We start from the raw sequence: 19,016 nt of genomic DNA, 5'->3' as shown, positions 1-19,016 counted from the left end.
AGACCGGAGAACCCGATGGACACCACACAGATAACAGACACCCCTCCACCCACCTCCCCTCCGACCCAGGCCGAGCAGAAGCGCGCGGCCCGTGGCGCGACCCGTCCCGGTGACCGGATCTTCCTCGGCCTCTCCCGGGGCTCGGGCATCCTGCTGCTGGTGATCATGGCCGCCATCGCCGGCTTCCTCACCTACCGCGCCTCGATCGCGATCAGCAAGGACGAGGCGAACTTCTTCACCGCGTTCGAGTGGAACACCCAGCTCGTCCCGCCGAAGTTCGGCATCGCGGTGCTGGTCTTCGGCACGGTGGTCTCCTCGGTCATCGCGATGGCCATCGCCGTCCCGATCGCCGTCGCCATCGCGCTGTTCCTCACGCACTACGCCCCCCGCAAGCTGAGCGGCCCGATCGCCTACGTGATCGACCTGCTCGCCGCCGTGCCGTCCATCGTCTACGGCCTGTGGGGCGCCCTGATCCTCGTCCCGCACATGAACGGCCTCTACGGCTGGCTCGACGACTACCTCGGCTGGACCGGCGTCTTCGAGTGGCAGGGCGGCGCGCCCCGCTCGATGCTCACCGTCGGCATCCTGCTCGCGATCATGATCCTGCCGATCATCACCAACGTGAGCCGCGAGGTCTTCCGCCAGGTCCCGCAGATGCACGAGGAGGCGGCCCTGGCGCTCGGCGCCACCCGCTGGGAGGTCATCCGCATGGCGGTGATCCCCTTCGGCCGCTCCGGCGTGATCTCGGCCTCGATGCTCGGTCTGGGCCGCGCGCTCGGCGAGACGATGGCCGTGGCCACGGTGCTCTCGCCGACCTTCGACATCCAGGCCAGCCTGCTCGACCCGGGCGGCGGCACCTTCGCCCAGAACATCGCCAGCAAGTTCGGTGAGGCCAGCGAGCTGGGCCGGGACGCGCTGATCGCCTCCGGTCTCGTCCTGTTCGTCATCACCCTGCTGGTCAACGGCGCGGCCCGCATGATCATCGCGCGTCGCAAGGAGTACTCGGGGGCCAACGCATGAGCAACGCCGTCATCACCGACAAGGGCCCCAGCACCCTGCGCGGCGCCAGCCTCCCCAAGTGGACCCCGTACGCCGTCGCCGTCGGCTCCGTGGCTCTCGGGCTCGGCATCAGCGCGGCCGCCGGTCTGGACAGCAGCATCCAGTGGGCGCTGATCGCCGGGGTCCTGTTCGTCCTCGGCACATACGTCGTCGCCGCCCGCGTGGAGGGCCGCCGGCAGGCCAAGGACCGGGTCGCGACCGCGCTGGTCTGGGTCGCCTTCCTGCTCGCCGTCGTCCCGCTGGTCTCCCTGGTGTGGTCGACGGTCTCGCGCGGGGTGAAGGTCCTCGACTTCTACTTCCTGACCCACTCGATGGGCCTGGTCGCCGACTCCGAGCCGGGCGGCGGCATCTACCACGCCATCCTCGGCAGCCTGGAGCAGGTCGGTCTGGCGACCGTCATCGCGGCGCCGATCGGTGTGCTCACCGCGATCTACCTCGTCGAGTACGGGCGCGGGAAGCTCGCCAAGGCCGTCACGTTCTTCGTCGACGTCATGACCGGCATCCCGTCGATCGTCGCGGGTCTGTTCATCCTCTCGATCATGCTGATGTTCGACATGCAGCCCTTCGGCTTCGCCGGCTCGCTCGCCCTGGCGATCCTGATGATGCCGGTCGTCGTCCGCTCCACCGAGGAGATGCTCAAGCTCGTCCCGAACGAGCTGCGCGAGGCGTCCCTGGCGCTGGGCATCCCGAAGTGGCGGACCATCCTGAAGGTGGTCCTGCCGACTTCCATCGGCGGCATCACGACCGGCATCATGCTCGCGATCGCCCGTATCGCCGGTGAGACCGCGCCCGTGCTGCTCCTGGTGTGGGGCAACTCGCTCATCAACGCCAACCCCTTCGAAGGGGCCCAGCAGTCGCTGCCGCTGTACATCTACCAGCAGTACGCGAACAGCGCGGGCGCCGGAGCGGCGTACGACCGGGCGTGGGCGGCGTCCCTGACGCTGATCGCCTTCGTGATGATCCTGAACCTGGTGGCCCGCGGCATCGCCCGCTGGAAGGCCCCGAAGACCGGTCGCTGACGCGACGACCCCCCAGCGACTGATCTGGAAGTGAAGTAGTCATGGCCAAGCGAATCGACGTCAGCGGACTCACCGCGTACTACGGCTCCCACAAGGCGATCGAGGACATCTCGATGACGGTCGAGCCCCGCTCGGTGACGGCCTTCATCGGCCCCTCCGGCTGCGGCAAGTCGACGTTCCTGCGCACGCTCAACCGCATGCACGAGGTCACCTCCGGTGGCCGGGTCGAGGGCAAGGTGCTCCTCGACGACGAGGACCTGTACGGCCAGGGCATCGACCCGGTCTCCGTCCGCCGCGAGGTGGGCATGGTCTTCCAGCGCCCGAACCCGTTCCCCACGATGTCGATCTTCGACAACGTGGCGGCGGGCCTGCGCCTGAACGGCTCGTACAAGAAGTCCGAGCTGACGGACATCGTCGAGAAGTCCCTCAAGGGCGCGAACCTCTGGAACGAGGTCAAGGACCGTCTGAACAAGCCGGGTTCGGGTCTCTCGGGTGGTCAGCAGCAGCGTCTGTGCATCGCCCGCGCGATCGCGGTGGAGCCCAACGTGCTGCTCATGGACGAGCCCTGCTCGGCCCTGGACCCGATCTCCACGCTCGCCATCGAGGACCTGATCGGTGAGCTGAAGGAGCGCTTCACGATCGTCATCGTGACGCACAACATGCAGCAGGCGGCCCGGGTCTCGGACCGTACGGCCTTCTTCAACCTGGCCGCGGTCGGGCAGCCCGGCCGGCTGATCGAGATCGACGAGACGGAGCGGATCTTCTCCAACCCGTCGGTCCAGGCCACGGAGGACTACATCTCCGGCCGCTTCGGCTGAGCCGGTCAAGGACCCCTCGCGGTGCTGCATGGCGGTGCCACCGCGAGGACACGAAGGGCCCGCCCCCGGAATCCCGGGGGCGGGCCCGATCGCGTGTACGGCCCTTACAGGAACGCCAGGTTCACGATCCCGAAGGCGCACGCGGCCACGATCGCCGCGGCCGGCATGGTGATGAACCAGCCGAGGATGATGTTCTTGGCGACGCCCCAACGGACCGCGTTGACCCGCTTGGTGGCCCCGACACCCATGATCGCCGAGGTGATGACGTGGGTCGTGGAGACCGGCGCCTTGAAGAGGTACGCGGTGGTGAACATGATCGCCGCACCGGTCGTCTCCGCGGCGAAGCCCTGCGGCGGATCGAGCTCGATGATCTTCCGGCCCAGGGTGCGCATGATGCGCCAGCCGCCCGCGTACGTGCCCAGCGACAGCATCACCGCGCAGACGATCTTCACCCAGACCGGGATCGGGTCGCCGTAGGTCTCGTGGCCCGAGATCACCAGGGCCATCACCACGACACCCATGGTCTTCTGGGCGTCCTGGAGGCCGTGGCCGAGGGCCATGCCGGCCGCGGACACGGTCTGCGCGATCCGGAAACCCCGCTTCGCCTTGTGCGGGTTGGCGCGCCGGAAGATCCACATGATCGCGGTCATCACGAGGTAACCGGCGACCAGACCGACGACCGGCGAGATGAACATCGGGATGACGACCTTGTCGAGCACACCGTGCCAGATCACCTCGGTGCCGCCGGCGAGCGCGGCCCCGACCATGCCGCCGAACAGCGCGTGCGAGGACGAGGAGGGCAGGCCGAAGTACCAGGTGACGAGGTTCCACACGATCGCGCCGACCAGGGCCGCGAAGAGGATGCCCATCCCCTTCGAGCCCTCCGGCGTCTCGATCAGGCCCTCGCTGACGGTCTTGGCGACCCCGGAGCCGAGGAAGGCGCCGGCCAGGTTCATGACCGCCGCCATGGCCAGCGCGGCCCGGGGGGTCAGTGCCCGGGTGGACACCGAGGTCGCGATCGCGTTCGCCGAGTCGTGGAAGCCGTTGGTGTACGTGAAGAAGAGCGCGACCAGGATGGTCACGACCAGAGCGAAGGTGTCCATGGAAGGGTTCAGGACTCCTTGACGGCGATGGTCTCCACCGTGTTCGCCACGTGCTCGAACGCGTCCGCGGCCTCTTCGAGGACGTCCACGATCTGCTTGAGCTTGAGGACCTCGATGGCCTCGTACTTGCCGTTGAACAGCATGGCGAGCAGCTTGCGGTGGATCTGGTCGGCCTGGTTCTCCAGCCGGTTGACCTCGATCCAGTACTCGGTGAGGTTGTCCATGGTCCGCAGGTTCGGCATGGCCTCGGCCGTGAGCTCGGCGGCTCGCGCGAGCACCTCGATCTGCTGCTCGACGCCCTTGGGGAGTTCCTCGACGTTGTAGAGGACGACCAGGTCGACGGCCTCCTCCATGAAGTCCATGATGTCGTCGAGGGAGGACGCCAGGTTGTAGATGTCCTCGCGGTCGAACGGCGTGATGAAGGAGGAGTTCAACTGGTGGAAGATCGCGTGGGTGGCGTCGTCACCGGCGTGTTCAGCGGCCCGCATACGCTCTGCGATCTCGGCCCGGGCGGAGGCGTCCGCGCCGAGCAGTTCCATCAGGAGCTTCGAGCCCGTGACGATGTTGTCCGCGGAGGCGGCGAACATGTCGTAGAAGCTCGTCTCCCTGGGGGTCAGACGAAAGCGCACAAGGGGTCCTCGGGGTGCATCGGTTTCGGTCAGGCTGATGCTAAGTGCATCATCCGGCCACGGCTAATGGGCCGTCCCCCAGTGTCGCCCATCGGGCACAGTGGTTGGCACGGGGGCCGTCCGCAGGCCCTATACCCGGGAAACTTCGGTACGATATACCCAGGAGGGGTATGTGATTCCCTCAGGGTGTGGCCGTGATGTGGAGGACGCGATGACGACGACCGAGGCCGGCGCCACGGCGCCCTCCGAGACAGTGGCGGAAAACAGCCCCCACGAGACCCACGAGCCCACCACGCACGGCTACCACAAGCAGAAGGACGAGCACCTCAAGCGTCTGCGCCGGATCGAGGGCCAGATCCGGGGCCTGCAGCGGATGGTCGACGAGGACGTCTACTGCATCGACATACTCACGCAGGTGTCCGCCTCCACCAAGGCCCTGCAGTCCTTCGCGCTGCAGCTCCTGGAGGAACACCTGCGGCACTGCGTCGCGGACGCGGCAGTCAAGGGCGGCGCCGAGATCGACGCGAAGGTCGAGGAGGCGACGAAGGCGATCGGCCGTCTGCTGCGCACGTGATCCGGCCTTCCCCGTGACGGAACAGGCGCTCCCGGCTCACCGGCCGGGGGCGTCCGCGCGTTCCTCGGCCACTCTCAGCACCTCGTCGATGCTCTCCAGGCTGAGCCGGTCGTCCGCGGCCGACGCCGCGATGATCAGCTCTCCGCACAGTTCGATCTCGGCGAGGGCCACGTGGTCCTGAACCGCCGTACCGCCGACCGGAGCCACGCGCATCACCTCTTCTCCGCCGTCACCGACTTCCTAGAGTAGGGAGCGGCCTACACACCGCGCATGGCACGGACGGGCTAGTCCTTGACGCCCGTCCCGGCCGCTCACCCCTCGGCGATCTTGCCGGCGTAGATGTCCCGGGCGGCCGGCAGACGTACGTCCGTGGTGATCCCGAAGTCGTACAGCAGGGTCGTCGAGGCGACGGCGACGGTGCCCTGCGGCCGGCCGTTGACGAAGCTGAAGCGGTGGCGCACCTTGCGGATCCGGCCCTGGTCGTCGAGGTAGACGTCGAAGGGCACCGCGGCCGTGGCGAACCCTTTCGCCGCCGCCGCCAGGACCTCCCGGTCGGCGCCGGCGGCGCCCCTGGCCGCGGCGGCGAGATCCGCCGTGCCGCGGTAGTGCCGCACCTCGGTCCCCGCGAGCTCGGTCGCGCCCACGTACGTCGCCGTCCTGGTCCCGCGCAGCACCTCGGCGGCCACCAGCGGATCGGTGGCCCCGCCCGTGACGAGGTTGCCGTCGGAGAGGGTCGCGGTGTCCACCCGCACCCACTTGTCGGCGGGCACGCCCGCGCCCCGGTTCTTCATGAACAGGGCGCCGGGAGCGAGGAGTTCGGTGATCGGCCGGTGCTCGCTGGTGCCGGCCGGGTCCTGCGGCAGCAGCACCTTCAGCCGGCCGAGCCGCCCGCGGTAGTCGTACACGCCCTCGCCGCGGATGGTGACCCGGGTGCCGCCGGTGGCCATCTCCATCGACGTACGCGCCTTCGAACTGCCCGCGGCCACCAGGGTGTCGGCGGCCCGGCGCAGGGTGCCGACCGGGTCGCCCGCGCGCGCGTCGTCCAGGGCGGCGCCGCTCGGCGCGCACCCGCCGGCACCGGCGCAGGCCATGAGCACCGCCGCGACGACGACCGACCCGCCGGCCTGCCTGTGCTGCCGCTCCGCCATCGCCGCCTACCCCCAGCCGATACGCCCGTCAAGGACGGCCTGTCGTTCGCTTAACGACGGGTGGGAGGGCTCGTCACGCGGATACCGGGCGTTTACCCGAGCTGGGTAACGTTGTCGGAGTGGCGCAGCAGGACAGGACCCCCGCACCCCCCTCCGACCGACCGGCCCACCACACGCAGACGGTGGAACAGGGCCGCTTCTGCCTGGCCCGGTGCACCTGCGGCTGGCGCGGCCCGGCGCGCAGAGCCCGCAGCCAGGCGCGGGCGGACGCGGAGGGGCACACGGCCGCAGGCTAGAGCGGCAGCAGCTCGTCGATCAGGGTGCGGTCGCGGTACTGCGTCAGACGGCTGCGGGCCGCGGCGGGCGAGAGCCACAGGATGCGGTCCACCTCGTCGTTCGGGGTGAAGCGGCCCCGGGTCGCCTCCGCCGCCCAGTAACGGACCCGCTTGGGGCGGCCGTTGGCCATGTAGTGGACACTGGCCAGCTCGGTCCCGGGCTCGGCGGTGTAGCCCGTCTCCTCCTCGACCTCGCGCAGCGCGGCGGCGAGGGCGTCCTCCGCGCGCTTCAGCTTGCCCTTGGGGTGCGACCAGTCGTCGTACTTCGGCCGGTGGACCAGGCAGATCTCCAGATCGCCGTCGACCGGCGAGCGGCGCCACAGGACGCAGCCGGCCGCCTGGACGACGGGGTCGTCGCTGTCACCGGGACCGTTCATGTGCTCACCGCCTGCTTCTGCCAGCACTGCTGGAACGCGAACCGGGCCGCCTCCACCTCGTGGCGCTGGTCGGCGTGCAGGACACCGAGGGCGTAGGCGGTGGCCGGCGCTATGCGGGGGGTACGGGCCGCCGAGGCCGCCGCTGCCGCCGCCTCCGAGGCGTCCCGGTGCCGGTCCAGGCACTGGCCCGCCGTCAGGAGCCGGACGTCCACCGAGGAGGTCAGGACCTCGCGCGCGTAGCGGTGCAGGCGCAGCAGCAGGCGGACCTGGTGCCAGGGGGCGTCCTGGGGGTGCGGGGAGGGGTCGGGGGACAGGCCGTGGACGAGGGCCTCGGCGTTGTAGGGGTTGCCCGCGGTGACCAGGGGCAGGGCCGCCGCCGCGTCCTCCAGGCGCTCCTGGGCCGCCGCGGCCAGGGGGTGCAGGTCGGTGCCGGCGGCGTTCCTCACCAGCGGGACCTCGCTGGCCAGTACGGCGACGGTGTCGGCGACCGCGTGGAAGCGGGAGGAGCCGAGGGCCTGGAGGGCGGTCGAGTGGGCCCGGGTGCGGGCGAGGGTGAGCTGGCGGTCCAGGAGGGCGCCCGCCTTGGCCGCGCCCACCGTGAGGCTGCCGCGGTCCGGGGAGGGCGCCGGGGTGGTGCCGACGGAGCCCGGCTGTGCGGGGAACACCGCCCCCGACAGCCGGTGCAGGGCCAGCAGCAGCCGTTCCAGGCGGGACTCGTACGCGTGCTCCATGCCCAGGGTCCCGGACAGCCAGGCCAGTTCGGGGCGCAGGGACTCCGACCAGTCGGCGTCCAGGAGGGGGCGGAAGGTGTGGAGGCTGGCGCTGATGCGGCGGACCGAGCGGCGCAGGGCCCGGGCCGCGTCGACCGGGTCCTCCGCGCCCGCCGCCGTACCGCCCAAGTCGCGGTGCTGGCGCAGGGCGCGGAGGAACTCCGTGGCCTGGGACCGCAGGTAGCCCGCGAGGGCGTCCCCGACGGGGGCCCCTCCCGCTCGGGCGGAGCCGGGAGTGGGGGACGGCCCGACGTGCCCGGACAGGGGATCCGTCGGTTCAAGGTGTTGCTGTGCCACGCCGGCGCCTCCGGGCGTCTATGAGCATCTCCTGGACGTTGCGCAGGGGTTGGCCGTCCGCGTCCGTGGCGTGCCGGGTCCACTCGCCGTCCGGGCCGAGGTGCCAGGACGCGGTGGTGTCGGACATACCGGTCTCCAACAGCCGGTTGAGGGCCGCCCGGTGGGCCGGGTCGGTGACCCGGACCAGAGCCTCTATCCGGCGGTCGAGGTTGCGGTGCATCATGTCGGCGCTGCCGATCCACACCTCCGGCTCGCCGCCGTTGCCGAAGGCGAAGACCCGGGAGTGCTCCAGGAACCGGCCGAGGATCGAGCGGACCCGGATGTTCTCCGACAGGCCCGTGACGCCCGGGCGGATCGCGCAGATGCCGCGCACCCAGACGTCGACCGGCACGCCCGCCTGGGACGCGCGGTAGAGCGAGTCGATGAGCGCCTCGTCCACCATGGAGTTGACCTTGATGCGGATGAAGGCCGGACGCCCCGCGCGGTGGTGCTGGACTTCCTTGTTCACGCGGGAAATGAGGCCGTCGCGAAGGGACTTGGGCGCCACGAGGAGGCGGCGGTAGGTCTCGCGGCGGGAGTAGCCGGACAGCCGGTTGAAGAGGTCGGAGAGGTCGGCGCCCACCTGCGGGTCGGCGGTGAGCAGGCCGAGGTCCTCGTACAGCCGGGCCGTCTTGGGGTGGTAGTTGCCGGTGCCGACGTGGCTGTACCGCCTTAGCGTGTCGCCCTCCTGACGGACCACCAGGGACAGCTTGCAGTGGGTCTTGAGGCCGACCAGTCCGTAGACGACGTGGCAGCCCGCCTCCTCCAGCTTGCGCGCCCACTTGATGTTGGCGTGCTCGTCGAAGCGGGCCTTGATCTCGACCAGGACGAGGACCTGCTTGCCGGCCTCGGCGGCGTCGATGAGGGCGTCGACGATGGGGGAGTCGCCCGAGGTGCGGTACAGGGTCTGCTTGATGGCGAGGACGTCCGGGTCGTCGGCGGCCTGCTGGAGGAACGCCTGCACCGACGTGGAGAACGAGTCGTACGGGTGGTGCAGCAGGACGTCCCGGGTGCGCAGGGCGGCGAATATGTCGGGCGCGGACGCCGACTCGACCTCGGCCAGGTCGCGGTGGACGCCCGCGATGAACTTGCGGTACTTCAGCTCGGGGCGGTCCAGGCCCGCGATGCGGAACAGGCCGGTGAGGTCGAGCGGGCCGGGCAGCGGGTAGACCTCCGCCTCGGAGATCTTCAGCTCGCGCACGAGGAGGTCGAGCACCTCGCGGTCGATGGACTCCTCGACCTCCAGGCGCACCGGCGGCCCGAAGCGGCGCCGCATGAGCTCCTTCTCCAGGGCCTGCAGGAGGTTCTCGGCGTCGTCCTCCTCGACCTCCAGGTCCTCGTTGCGGGTGACCCGGAAGGTGTGGTGCTCCAGGACCTCCATGCCCGGGAACAGTTCCTCCAGGTGGGCGGCGATGACGTCCTCTATGGGGACGTACCGGCCGGGGGAGGACTCCAGGAAGCGGGACAGCAGCGGCGGGACCTTGACCCGGGCGAAGTGGCGGTTGCCGTTGACCGGGTTGCGCACGATCACGGCCAGGTTCAGGGAGAGGCCGGAGATGTACGGGAAGGGGTGGGCCGGGTCGACCGCGAGGGGGGTCAGGACCGGGAAGATCTGGTGCCGGAACAGGGTGAACAGGCGGGCCTGCTCCTTCTCCTGCAGTTCGTTCCAGCGGACCAGGTGGATGCCCTCCTCCGCGAGTGCGGGGGCGACGTCCTCGTGGTAGCAGGCGGCGTGCCGGGCCATCAGCTCGCGGGAGCGGGCCCAGATCATCTCCAGCACCTCGCGGGGCTGGAGGCCGGAGGCGGAGCGGGTGGCGACGCCGGTGGCGATACGGCGTTTCAGTCCGGCCACCCGGACCATGAAGAACTCGTCCAGGTTGCTGGCGAAGATGGCGAGGAAGTTCGCGCGTTCCAGCAGGGGGGTGTTCGGGTCCTCGGCGAGTTCCAGGACCCGCTCGTTGAAGGCGAGCCAGCTACGTTCCCGGTCGAGGAAACGGCCCTGGGGGAGCTGGGCGGCCCCGTCGACCGGGATCTCCTCGTACGCGTCGAGATCGGCGTCGAGGTCGGGCTCCAGATCGGAGACGGTGGCCGACACGGTGTGCGGGCGGTGCGCGGCTATGGAGCCCACGGAGGGCTGCACGTGCTGGACCTCTGCCTGGGTGTTCGACTGGCTCATGGACCCATTCTTCCGCGCCAGGAGCGAAACGGGCGCGTCGGATGCCGCGAGCGGGAGCACGGCGGCGACCGGGGCGTCCCCGTTCCCCGCGGCTCCCTCGGGCGGCGGCGAAGGCTCTGGCACGGCGGGTTTCATTCGCCGAGCCTCGCAAGCCTGTCTGAACCGACGGTTACGGCGACATGGCCTTCGGGATATCGGGGAACGGCTCGCGGGCGTAGGAGGGCGCGCGTGGCAGGGGGTGCGGTGCCGGGCGGCGGTGTTGGCGGTACGGGTGGTTCCGGGTTCGGCGTGGGGTGGGGACGGTCGGGATCGGGGCCGGGGGCGGGCGTCGGGGGTTCCGTGGGCGGCGCTGGGCCACTCCGGGGGCGGCCGGGTGCGAGGCGTGGGCGCGCAGGCGCCTCACGTCCGTGCGTCGGCGGGGGCGGCCGGGCCGGGTGCGGAGGCCGGGGCGGCCGCGGGTGCGGGCTGGGCCGGTGCCGGGGCGGCCGCCTCGGGGCATGGTGCCTGAGCTGGGGCGGTGCAGGTGTGCGGCGCACGGGGCGGCCAGGCCCGGGTACGGGCGAACCGGCGTCGCGGCGTTCGTGCCTCCGGCGAGGTGGGCGGACGCGGGGGCAGGTGGCGCGGGGCGGCTCGGTCGAGGGCAGACACACACCGGCCTCGTACGTCCCGTGGCCCCTGAAGGGGGCGCAGGTGGCAGGGCGCGGGGTGGGTCCGGTGGCGGCGTACGTCTGGTGACGCTGGTGCGCGCGGAGCTGATGGCCGCCGACCCGCCGCTGCCGGACCAGGACCTCGCCGACGGGCGGCCCGTGCTGCTGCACGACCCGGACGGCCACGACGCCTGGCGGGTCCGGATCGAGGCCGGTGCCTCCGCGGTGCGGCTCTTCGACTCGTGGGCCGGGTGGGCTCTGTCAGGGGGTGCGGTGGTGGAGGGCGGTGAAGGCTGCCGTGGTCGTGAGGGCGGTGATCGTGAGGACCACGGCGGTTTCCGTGAGGTGGGCGGGCCAGAAGGGGGCGGAAGGGCGGAGGGGCTCCAGGGAGCGGTTGAGGAGGGTCGTCAGGGCCACCGAGAGGGCCAGGGCGGGCAGCGGGCGGCCCAGCAGGAGGCCGGTGAGGGCGCCGGTCGCGAGGGCGCACAGGCCGTACGCCACCACCAGCGGGCCGTGGACGGCGAAGACGTCGTTGAAGAGGAGGCTGTCGCCGATCAGGTCCCGGTGCGCCGACCAGGCCCAGCGGTGGACGGGGACGAACACGGCACCGCCGAGCAGGAGCGCCAGCGCGGGCAGGGCGAGCTTGGCGGTGAGCCAGCGGGCCGGGGAGACCGACTGGGTCGAGGCGAGCCGCGCGGTGCCGCTCTCCAGCTCACGTCCGACGAGGGCGCCGCCCGCCCATGCGGCCACGGCCCAGTAGCTGTAGTACATGAGGGTGCCGATCCAGCCCACGGCCCCGCTGTACGTGTGCTGGGCCCCGATGCCGCACAGGCTCCCGTCCCGAGGGCACGCGTCGAGGGTCTCGTGGACGGAGACGGCGGTGACCTCGGTCAGCCACACCAGGCAGCCGACGCAGCCGAGGACGAAGGCGGCCCACACGATCAGTGCCGTGCGGTGCAGCCGCAGCACGGTCCGGGCGAGCCCGCTCGGCAGGACGGTCGGGGTGCTCATCCGGTGGCCGCCCGCCGGCGCAGGAGGCCGTACGCGAGGGCGACCGTCACCGCGGTGAGGGCGAGCAGGACGCCGGTCTCCAGGAGCTGGCGGGGCCAGTAGTCGGGCGACGGCAGGTACGCGCGGGTGAAGCGGACCACGTCGTGCCGGGCGAGGCAGGCCTTGTCGGTGTAGCAGCCCGGGTCGCCGGTCTCGGCGCCCGTGGAGGTGAACGCGTGGCTGCGGGAGCGCAGCTCGGGCTGCTGGTAGCGGCCCTGGAAGGGCCAGTGGTTGCCGCGGAAGGCGTAGACCAGGAAGTACGCGAAGCCGCTGAAGGCGAGCGCGGGCAGGGTGCGGCGGACGGCGAGCCCGATCAGCGTGCCGAGTGCCAGACCCAGCAGGGGCGCGGCGACGGTGGCCGGGCCGAGGGAGAAGTACAGGGACCGAGGGCCGATGCCGGCGATCAGCAGGTTGCCGTGGGCGGACCAGAGCTGCCGGTAGAGCAGGGTGAGCAGACCGGTCCCCGCGACGACGAAGGCGGCCGGCACGGCGAGCTTGGCGGTGAGCCAGCGGGCCGGGGAGACCGACTGGGTCCAGGCGAGCTGTGCGGTGCCGCTCTCCAGTTCCCGGGCGATCAGCGGGCCGCCGGCGAACAGGGCGACGGCGAAGGAGGCCAGGGTGATGAGGTTGGCCGGGTCGTAGAAGAGGTCGTTGTACGCGCCCGAGGTGAAGTACAGGAGCGTGTCCCCGGAGTACGCGGCCTCCAGGACCCCGCCGCCGTAGCCGAACCTCTCCAACTGCCGGGCGGTGGCGTCGGCGCCGGGCCCGGTCAGCCACAGCAGCAGGCCGGCGGTGAACGCCACGTGGGCGAGCCAGATCCACAGGGCGGTGCGGTGCAGGCGCAGGACGGTGCGGACCAGTCCGCCCGGTGCCGTCCGAACCTCGGCGGCGGAGGGCGCCTCTTTCAGGGTCGCGGTGGTCATGCGGTCACCGCCTCGGCGGTCGCCGTGGTGCCCGGGGTGAGCAGCGCGGGGGCCTCGGGGGCGCGGAGGTGGGCGAGCAGCAGTTCCTCCAGCGAGGGCTCCTCGGTTGCCCAGCCCTCGCCGACCGGGCCGTCGCGCCGGATCAGGGCGGTCAGGCCGCGGCCCGCCGTACGGGACTCGATGACCGTGTGCGGGGCCAGGTCGGCGGGGGTGCCGCGGCCGGTGACCAGGGTGTGCGCGGCGAGCAGGTCGTCGATGCCGCCGCCGAGCCGGACCCGGCCGCCGCCCAGGAGCAGCAGGTGGTCGCAGGCGTCGGCGAGCTCGGCGACGATGTGCGAGGACATCAGCACGGTGGTGCCGTGCTCGGCGGCGTCCGCCATCAGGGTGCCCATCAGCTCGTGCCGGGCGAGCGGGTCGAGGTCGGCCATCGGTTCGTCGAGGAGCATGAGCTCGGGCTGCTTGCCGAGGGCGAGGGCGAGCGCGACCCGGGTGCGCTGGCCGCCGGAGAGGCCGCGGATGCGGGACTTCGGGTCCAGGCCGCCCTGTTCGACGATCCGGGCGGCGCGGGCGGCGTCCCAGCGGGCCGGGTTGAGCTCGGCGCCCATGCGCAGGGTCTCGGCGACGGTCAGGTGCGGGTACAGCGGCTTGTTCTGGGCGAGGTAGGCGATCCGGTCGCGGACCGCGCCGGGGGCCCGGCCGAGGACGGCGAGGGTGCCGGAGGTGGGGCGCAGCAGGCCGGCGGCCATCGCGAGGAGCGTGGACTTCCCGGCGCCGTTGGGGCCGACCAGCGCGCTGATGCGGCCCGCGGGCAGCCGGAAGGAGCAGTCGTCGAGGGCGGGGGCCCGCCTGCCGTACCGCTTGCCCAGGCCGGACGCCTCCAGGGCGACGGCCGGGGTGGTGCTGGTGGAACTCACTGGTCCCCCTTCGGGAAGTGCTCGTCGAGTACGGCGGTGAAGAACGCGTCGACGTCCTCGCGGGCGAGTCCCGCGGACCGGGCGCGCCTCGCCCAGTCGTCGAGTTCGGCGCGCAGGGGGGTGTCGGCCGCCTGGACGCCGGCGCCGAGTGTCCTGCGGACGAAGGTGCCGAGACCGCGGCGGGCCTCGACCAGGCCCTCGCGCTCCAGTTCGCGGTACGCCTTGAGCACGGTGTTCGGGTTGATGGCGGTGGCCTCCACGACCTCGCGGGCGGTGGGGAGCCGGTCGCCGGGTTCGAGGAGGCCCAGCCGCAGGGCCTGCTTGGTCTGCTGGACGATCTGCACGTAGGTGGCGACGCCGGAGCGCCGGTCGATGCGGTACTCGACCACGCGGACAACCACCCTTTCACTAATTGAGTAGTGAAAGGGTGGTGGAAGGGGGTCGCGAAAGTCAAGCGTGATTTCTTTGTCGCCGGGTGAACCGGTCGGCCGGGGTCGTCCGATGAGGGGGCGTGAGGGAAACGAGAAGCGACGGGGATCTGCTGCGGGCCATCGCGGCGGACGGCGACCGGGGCGCCTTCGAGGAGCTGTACCGGCGGTACGCGCCCTGGCTGGTGGCCCGGCTGCGGGGGCGCTGCGCGGACGCGGGCGTGGTCGATGACGTCGTACAGGAGACGTTCCTCGCGGTGTGGCGGGGGACCGCGCGGTACCGCGAGGACGGCGACGTGGCCGGGTGGCTGTGGCGGATCGGCTCACGGCGGCTGATCGACGCGCTGCGCGGCGACGGGGCGCGGGGCCGGCTCCGGCAGGCCCTGTCCCGGCTGCGGCACCGGGACGAGGCGTCCGCGGAGGAACGCGTGCTCGCGGGGGTGGAGCACGGGGACCTCGCGGGGGCCCTCGTCCGGCTGTCACCGGAACTGCGCGCGGTGCTCCAGGCCACGGTCGTCGACGGCCTCACCACCCGCGAGGCCGCCGTCCTGCTCGGCATCCCGCCCGGCACGGTCAAGACCCGCGCGATGCGCGCCCGCAAGCAACTGAGGGAGGCGCTCGCGTGAGGACGTACGCACGACAGCCGGTGGGAGCACGGGGGCGGGGCCGGCCGCGGGGGCGCGCGCTGCGCCAGTCGCAGGGGTGGTCCCAAGACCGGGCGCACGGCTCGGTGACCGTACGAGTGAAGGAGGTGGCGGCATGACCTGGCATGTGGCCGAGGACGATCTGCGGGCCTACGCCCGGGGCGAGTTGGCCGCCCCCCTGCTCTGGTCCGCCGACACCCACCTCGCCGCCTGCGCCGAGTGCCGGGGGCTGCTCGCCGGGATCGGCGACCCGGTGGCGCTGGACGCCGGGTGGGAACGGCTGGACGCCGAACTGGACGCGCCCCGGCCGGGCTGGTGGGAGGCGCTGCTGACGCGGGCCGGGATCCCCGACCACACGGCCCGGCTGCTCGCGGCCACACCGGTGCTCAGGCGCTCCTGGCTGGCGGCCGTGGTGTTCCTGCTGCTGGCGACGGTCGGCGCGGTCCGTACGACCGAGTCGCCGGCCCTGTTCCTCGCCCTGGCACCGCTGCTGCCGCTGGTCGGCGTGGCGCTGTCCTACGGCCCGGTGCTCGACCCGACCTACGAGATGACGGTCGTCACGCCCACCCACGGCTTCCGCCTGCTGATGATCCGCACGCTCGCCGTGCTGGTCGCGGGCCTCGGCCTCAACGGGCTCGCCACCCTCGCCCTGCCCGGCTACGGCCTGCGCGCCCTGGCCTGGCTGCTGCCCGCGCTCGCCCTCACCGCGACCGGTCTCGCCCTCACCCCGCGGCTCGGCCCGGTCCTCGCGCCCTCCCTGGTCGGCGGCGCCTGGATCGCCGTACTGCTGGCCGCACAGGCCGCGCAGCACGCGCAGAGCGATGCCCTCGCACCCTTCACGGCGGCCGGGCAGGGCGTGGCGGGGGCGGTGGCCGTGCTCGGCGCCGGCCTGCTCTTCCTCCTCCGTGACCGCTTCGACCTCTTCAACGGGAGCGCCGGATGACCGCCGCCGCACCGCGCCCTCTCCTCCGTCACCGACTCGACCTCCGCAACGGGAGCCCCGCATGACCGTCACCGTCTCCGCCTCCGGGCTCCATCTCCGCTACGGCGGCACCCGCGCCCTCGACGACGTGTCGCTGCGGCTGACGCCGGGGGTGACCGGGCTGCTCGGGCCCAACGGGGCCGGGAAGACGACCCTGTTGCGGGTCCTCGCCACCGCCGTGCCCGCCGACCGGGGGTCCTTCACCGTCCTCGGCCACGACCCGGGCAGCTCGCGCGGCCGGCAACAGGTCCGGCGCTCGCTGGGCTATCTGCCGCAGACCCCGGGCTTCCACCCGGACTTCAGCGCCTTCGAGTTCGTCGACTACGTGGCGATCCTCAAGGAGCTCACCGACCGCACCGCCCGCCACCGCGAGGTGCGGCGCGTCCTGGAGGAGGTCGACCTCGGGGACGTACGCGCGAAGCGCATCAAGAAGCTGTCCGGCGGGATGCGGCAGCGGGTCGCGCTGGCCGCCGCCCTCGTCGGCGACCCCGGATTCCTCGTCCTCGACGAGCCGACCGTCGGACTCGACCCCGAACAGCGCATGCGGTTCCGGGAGTTGATCGCCCAGGCGGGGGAGGGGCGGACCGTGCTGCTGTCCACCCACCAGACCGAGGACGTGGCGATGCTCTGCCACCGCGTCCTCGTCATGGCCGACGGCCGCATCCTCTTCGCGGGCACCCCCGCCGAACTGACCGCACGCGCGGCCGGCCGGGTGTGGAGCAGCACGGAACGCGCCCCCGGCGCCAAGGCGGGCTGGCGCACCGGCACCGGCTCCTTCCGCAACGTCGGGGACCCGCCGACCGGTGCCGAACTCCTCGAACCCACCCTGGAGGACGGCTACCTGCTCACCCTGGACGACGCGGACGCGAAGGTGGCGGCGGCATGAGCCTGGTGACCGAGACGACGGCCGAGTCCACCGCCGTCCCCGAGGACGAGCCGCGCCGGGCCTGGGCCGCGGTGTTCGCGCTCGCCCGTTTCGAGGCCCGTGATCTGCTGCGGTACATCCCGGTGCTGGTGACGCTCCTGCTGTACGTCGGCTGGACCGCCTGGACGCTGTTCCACCAGAAGGACGGCATGGAGGCCTTCCCGGCCCTCCAGAACGTCGACCGCGGCACCCAGAGCGGGCCCCTGCTGCTGGGGATCGCCCTGTTCGTGTGCGTCAACCGGTGCACCCTGCGCACCCGCAGGCGCGGCACCGACCGGCAGTTCGACGTCCTGGTCATGGAGCCGTGGCGGCGGACGGTCGCCCATGTGCTGTCCGTGGTGCCCTTCGCCGCCGTCACCGCGCTGGTGGTGCTCGGCGAGTTCACCCGGCAGGCCCTCAGGCCGGGCGCGGTGGGCCACGGCTCCCTCGCCGAACTGACCGTCGGCCCCCTGTACGTGCTGCTGTGCGGCGCGTTCGGGGTGCTGCTCGCCCGGCTGGTCCCGTCCCCGTTCGCGGCGCCGGTCGGCGTGGTCGGACTCTTCGTCCTCGGCGTGTTCGTCTCCGCGGGCACCAGCGGCGCGGAGTGGACCCGGTGGCTGTCCCCGATCGTCGACGAGAACAGCAACAACACGGTCCTGCCCTCGGACCTCGTCGGCCGCCCCGCGGCCTGGCACGCCCTGTACCTGACGGGCCTGATCCTGCTGCTGGCCCTCTGCGCGGTGCTGGTGAGCGGTGGCCGGACGCGCCTGCTGAAGGCCGGTGCGGCGGGCGCGCTCGCGCTGACCGTGACCGGTGCGGTGGGCCAGTCCGGCGGCGTGTCACCGGAGTTGGCCGCGGCCCGCGAACAGGTCTCGGTCTCCCCGCAGCGGGTCCAGTCGTGCGTACGGCTCGACGGCTCGACGTACTGCGCCTTCCCCGAGTGGACCGGCCGTACGGGCGACTGGGCGGGGGTCGTGGACCGCGTCCGGTCCCTGGCCGGCGGTACGGCCGCCGGGCAGCCCCTTCTCGTCCGGCAGCGGGTCGAGGCCCGGTACGGCCTGAGCGGCGACGCGGCGATCGACCCGCTCACCGCGCCGCACCAGGTCACCGCCGACACCCGGTGGGGCGGCAACCGGGTCCCCGAGTTCGCGGTCGCCGTCGCCTATGTGCTGGTCGCCGGTGACGAGACGAAGGGCAGCGAACTGTGCGACGGCCGTGTGGTCACCACGATGTGGCTGGCCCTGGGTGGGGACGCGCATCCGATGACCGCCCTCGCGGACGTCCGCCTCGACGACAGCGTCACCGGGGACGCGGGCGTCCTCGCCCCGACCAGCGGGCTGTCCATGACGGCCGGACAGACCGATGTCGTACGGGAGTTGCTGCGCCGGCCGCGCGGCGAGGTGACGGCCTCCGTCAAGCGGCACTGGAGCGAGCTGACCGCGCCGGGCGTCTCGACCGCCCGGGTGGCGCGGGTGCTGGGCACCGAGGTGCCGAAGGAGGCGAACGACTGTGCGGAGGAGTGACGGGGGTGCCCGGTGGGCGCTGGTCGCGGCCGTGGCACGCACCGTGCCGTGGCGGGCGGTCGGTGCCGGGGCGGTCGTGGGCCTGCTGGTCGTCGCGCTGCCGCGGCTGCTGTCCGCACGTCCCGACGCGTGGCTCGGGCTCAACCTTCTCCGGGCCGCCGCCCTCCTCTTCGCCCTGGGCCTGGCCTTCCTCATGGACGACCCGGCCCGCAGGCTCACCGCCCCCGTCCCCACCCGGCGTTGGGTGCGCGGTGGGCTGCGGGTCGCGCTGGCCGCGCCGGTCGCCGCGCTGTGGTGGACGGCGGCGCTCGCCCTGCTGCCCGGGGACGTGCGGCCGCCGGTGGGCGCGGTCACCCTGGAGGCGGCGGCCACGGCCGTCCTCGCGCTGGCCGCGGCGGCGGTGGCGGTCCGCTTCACCGACGAACCCGAACCCGGGCCCTCGGTGGCGGCCGCCGTCCTGACCCTCGCCCTCCTCGGCCCCCTCCTGCTCCCCGCCCGCTGGGACCTGTTCGTCCCGGTGGGGGACCCGGAGTGGCAGGCGGCGCACGTGCGGTGGGCGTGGGTGCTGGTGAGTGCGGCCCTGGTGTGGACGGCCTGCGGCCCGGAACCGGTACGACGGCTGCGGGTGCGCCCCGCCGCCTGATGACCCGCGCGATC

The 19,016-nt window shown here is 72.5% G+C and carries 20 protein-coding genes; 9 read left to right on the top strand and 11 right to left on the bottom strand.

The window, feature by feature from the left end; translation table 11 throughout:
* The first annotated feature begins 15 nt into the window (after nucleotides 1-15).
* Genes pstC through pstB form a run of 3 tightly spaced genes read left to right on the top strand, consistent with a single transcriptional unit; the run spans nucleotide 16 to nucleotide 2,896 of the window.
* Complete coding sequence (pstC, locus tag ACZ66S_RS38010; protein WP_469906140.1) at nucleotides 16-1,020, top strand: phosphate ABC transporter permease subunit PstC; 1,005 nt, start codon at nucleotides 16-18, stop codon at nucleotides 1,018-1,020.
* The gene (gene pstA / locus ACZ66S_RS38005) at nucleotides 1,017-2,078 is read left to right on the top strand and encodes a phosphate ABC transporter permease PstA (RefSeq protein WP_469906139.1); all 1,062 of its coding nucleotides are present in this window, start codon (nucleotides 1,017-1,019) and stop codon (nucleotides 2,076-2,078) included. The genes pstC and pstA overlap by 4 nt, the downstream gene beginning before the upstream one ends.
* A 41-nt stretch (nucleotides 2,079-2,119) precedes the next feature.
* Nucleotides 2,120-2,896 carry a phosphate ABC transporter ATP-binding protein PstB gene (pstB, locus tag ACZ66S_RS38000; RefSeq protein WP_469906138.1) on the top strand — a complete coding sequence of 259 codons (777 nt, stop codon included), beginning with the start codon at nucleotides 2,120-2,122 and terminating at the stop codon, nucleotides 2,894-2,896.
* Between the two features lie 104 nt (nucleotides 2,897-3,000).
* Here pstB and ACZ66S_RS37995 read toward each other — a convergent pair whose 3' ends face one another.
* A complete protein-coding gene (locus tag ACZ66S_RS37995; protein ID WP_469906137.1) occupies nucleotides 3,001-3,999 on the bottom strand; it encodes an inorganic phosphate transporter in 999 nt (332 codons plus the stop codon).
* Between the two features lie 8 nt (nucleotides 4,000-4,007).
* Nucleotides 4,008-4,628: a DUF47 domain-containing protein gene (locus ACZ66S_RS37990; RefSeq protein WP_045555910.1), complete on the bottom strand. Its 621-nt coding sequence runs from the start codon at nucleotides 4,626-4,628 to the stop codon at nucleotides 4,008-4,010.
* Nucleotides 4,629-4,839: 211 nt separating this feature from the next.
* Between ACZ66S_RS37990 and ACZ66S_RS37985 the strand changes: the two genes are divergently transcribed.
* Nucleotides 4,840-5,202, top strand: a complete 363-nt coding sequence (locus tag ACZ66S_RS37985) for a metal-sensitive transcriptional regulator (protein WP_031050083.1) — start codon at nucleotides 4,840-4,842, stop codon at nucleotides 5,200-5,202.
* A 36-nt stretch (nucleotides 5,203-5,238) separates the two neighbouring features.
* On the opposite strand, the gene ACZ66S_RS37980 is transcribed toward ACZ66S_RS37985, so the two are convergent.
* The 9 genes from ACZ66S_RS37980 to ACZ66S_RS37940 form a co-directional block, all read right to left on the bottom strand.
* Nucleotides 5,239-5,415 carry a hypothetical protein gene (locus ACZ66S_RS37980; protein ID WP_179200355.1) on the bottom strand — a complete coding sequence of 59 codons (177 nt, stop codon included), beginning with the start codon at nucleotides 5,413-5,415 and terminating at the stop codon, nucleotides 5,239-5,241.
* 98 nt (nucleotides 5,416-5,513) lie between these two features.
* Entirely contained in the window at nucleotides 5,514-6,350 is an 837-nt protein-coding gene (locus ACZ66S_RS37975; RefSeq protein ID WP_469906136.1) for an SCO4651 family lipoprotein, read from the bottom strand.
* A gap of 292 nt (nucleotides 6,351-6,642) precedes the next feature.
* Complete coding sequence (locus ACZ66S_RS37970) at nucleotides 6,643-7,062, bottom strand: NUDIX hydrolase (protein WP_469906135.1); 420 nt, start codon at nucleotides 7,060-7,062, stop codon at nucleotides 6,643-6,645.
* Nucleotides 7,059-8,129: a CHAD domain-containing protein gene (locus ACZ66S_RS37965; RefSeq protein ID WP_469906134.1), complete on the bottom strand. Its 1,071-nt coding sequence runs from the start codon at nucleotides 8,127-8,129 to the stop codon at nucleotides 7,059-7,061. The genes ACZ66S_RS37970 and ACZ66S_RS37965 overlap by 4 nt, the downstream gene beginning before the upstream one ends.
* A complete protein-coding gene (locus ACZ66S_RS37960) occupies nucleotides 8,110-10,344 on the bottom strand; it encodes an RNA degradosome polyphosphate kinase (protein WP_469906133.1) in 2,235 nt (744 codons plus the stop codon). The genes ACZ66S_RS37965 and ACZ66S_RS37960 overlap by 20 nt, the downstream gene beginning before the upstream one ends.
* 908 nt (nucleotides 10,345-11,252) lie before the next feature.
* The gene (locus ACZ66S_RS37955; RefSeq protein ID WP_469906132.1) at nucleotides 11,253-12,002 is read right to left on the bottom strand and encodes a hypothetical protein; all 750 of its coding nucleotides are present in this window, start codon (nucleotides 12,000-12,002) and stop codon (nucleotides 11,253-11,255) included.
* Entirely contained in the window at nucleotides 11,999-12,964 is a 966-nt protein-coding gene (locus ACZ66S_RS37950; protein WP_469906131.1) for a hypothetical protein, read from the bottom strand. Before ACZ66S_RS37950 ends, ACZ66S_RS37955 begins: the two co-directional genes overlap by 4 nt.
* Nucleotides 12,961-13,878 carry an ABC transporter ATP-binding protein gene (locus tag ACZ66S_RS37945; protein WP_469906130.1) on the bottom strand — a complete coding sequence of 306 codons (918 nt, stop codon included), beginning with the start codon at nucleotides 13,876-13,878 and terminating at the stop codon, nucleotides 12,961-12,963. Before ACZ66S_RS37945 ends, ACZ66S_RS37950 begins: the two co-directional genes overlap by 4 nt.
* Nucleotides 13,875-14,267: a GntR family transcriptional regulator gene (locus tag ACZ66S_RS37940; RefSeq protein ID WP_469906129.1), complete on the bottom strand. Its 393-nt coding sequence runs from the start codon at nucleotides 14,265-14,267 to the stop codon at nucleotides 13,875-13,877. Before ACZ66S_RS37940 ends, ACZ66S_RS37945 begins: the two co-directional genes overlap by 4 nt.
* A gap of 122 nt (nucleotides 14,268-14,389) precedes the next feature.
* Between ACZ66S_RS37940 and ACZ66S_RS37935 the strand changes: the two genes are divergently transcribed.
* The 5 genes from ACZ66S_RS37935 to ACZ66S_RS37915 all read left to right on the top strand — a co-directional run bounded on the left by ACZ66S_RS37935 (nucleotide 14,390) and on the right by ACZ66S_RS37915 (nucleotide 19,002).
* Complete coding sequence (locus tag ACZ66S_RS37935; protein WP_469906128.1) at nucleotides 14,390-14,932, top strand: RNA polymerase sigma factor; 543 nt, start codon at nucleotides 14,390-14,392, stop codon at nucleotides 14,930-14,932.
* Between the two features lie 133 nt (nucleotides 14,933-15,065).
* Nucleotides 15,066-15,893 carry a cupin domain-containing protein gene (locus tag ACZ66S_RS37930; RefSeq protein ID WP_469906127.1) on the top strand — a complete coding sequence of 276 codons (828 nt, stop codon included), beginning with the start codon at nucleotides 15,066-15,068 and terminating at the stop codon, nucleotides 15,891-15,893.
* A 61-nt stretch (nucleotides 15,894-15,954) separates the two neighbouring features.
* The gene (locus tag ACZ66S_RS37925) at nucleotides 15,955-16,818 is read left to right on the top strand and encodes an ABC transporter ATP-binding protein (RefSeq protein WP_469906126.1); all 864 of its coding nucleotides are present in this window, start codon (nucleotides 15,955-15,957) and stop codon (nucleotides 16,816-16,818) included.
* Complete coding sequence (locus ACZ66S_RS37920; RefSeq protein WP_469906125.1) at nucleotides 16,815-18,359, top strand: ABC transporter permease; 1,545 nt, start codon at nucleotides 16,815-16,817, stop codon at nucleotides 18,357-18,359. The genes ACZ66S_RS37925 and ACZ66S_RS37920 overlap by 4 nt, the downstream gene beginning before the upstream one ends.
* Nucleotides 18,346-19,002, top strand: a complete 657-nt coding sequence (locus ACZ66S_RS37915) for an ABC transporter (RefSeq protein WP_469906124.1) — start codon at nucleotides 18,346-18,348, stop codon at nucleotides 19,000-19,002. The genes ACZ66S_RS37920 and ACZ66S_RS37915 overlap by 14 nt, the downstream gene beginning before the upstream one ends.
* Nucleotides 19,003-19,016 lie beyond the last annotated feature (14 nt).

The organism is Streptomyces sp. NPDC107471 (assembly GCF_055582845.1).
The sequence above is the reverse complement of the archived record's forward strand: the minus strand, read 5'-3'. Positions and strand labels throughout refer to the sequence as shown.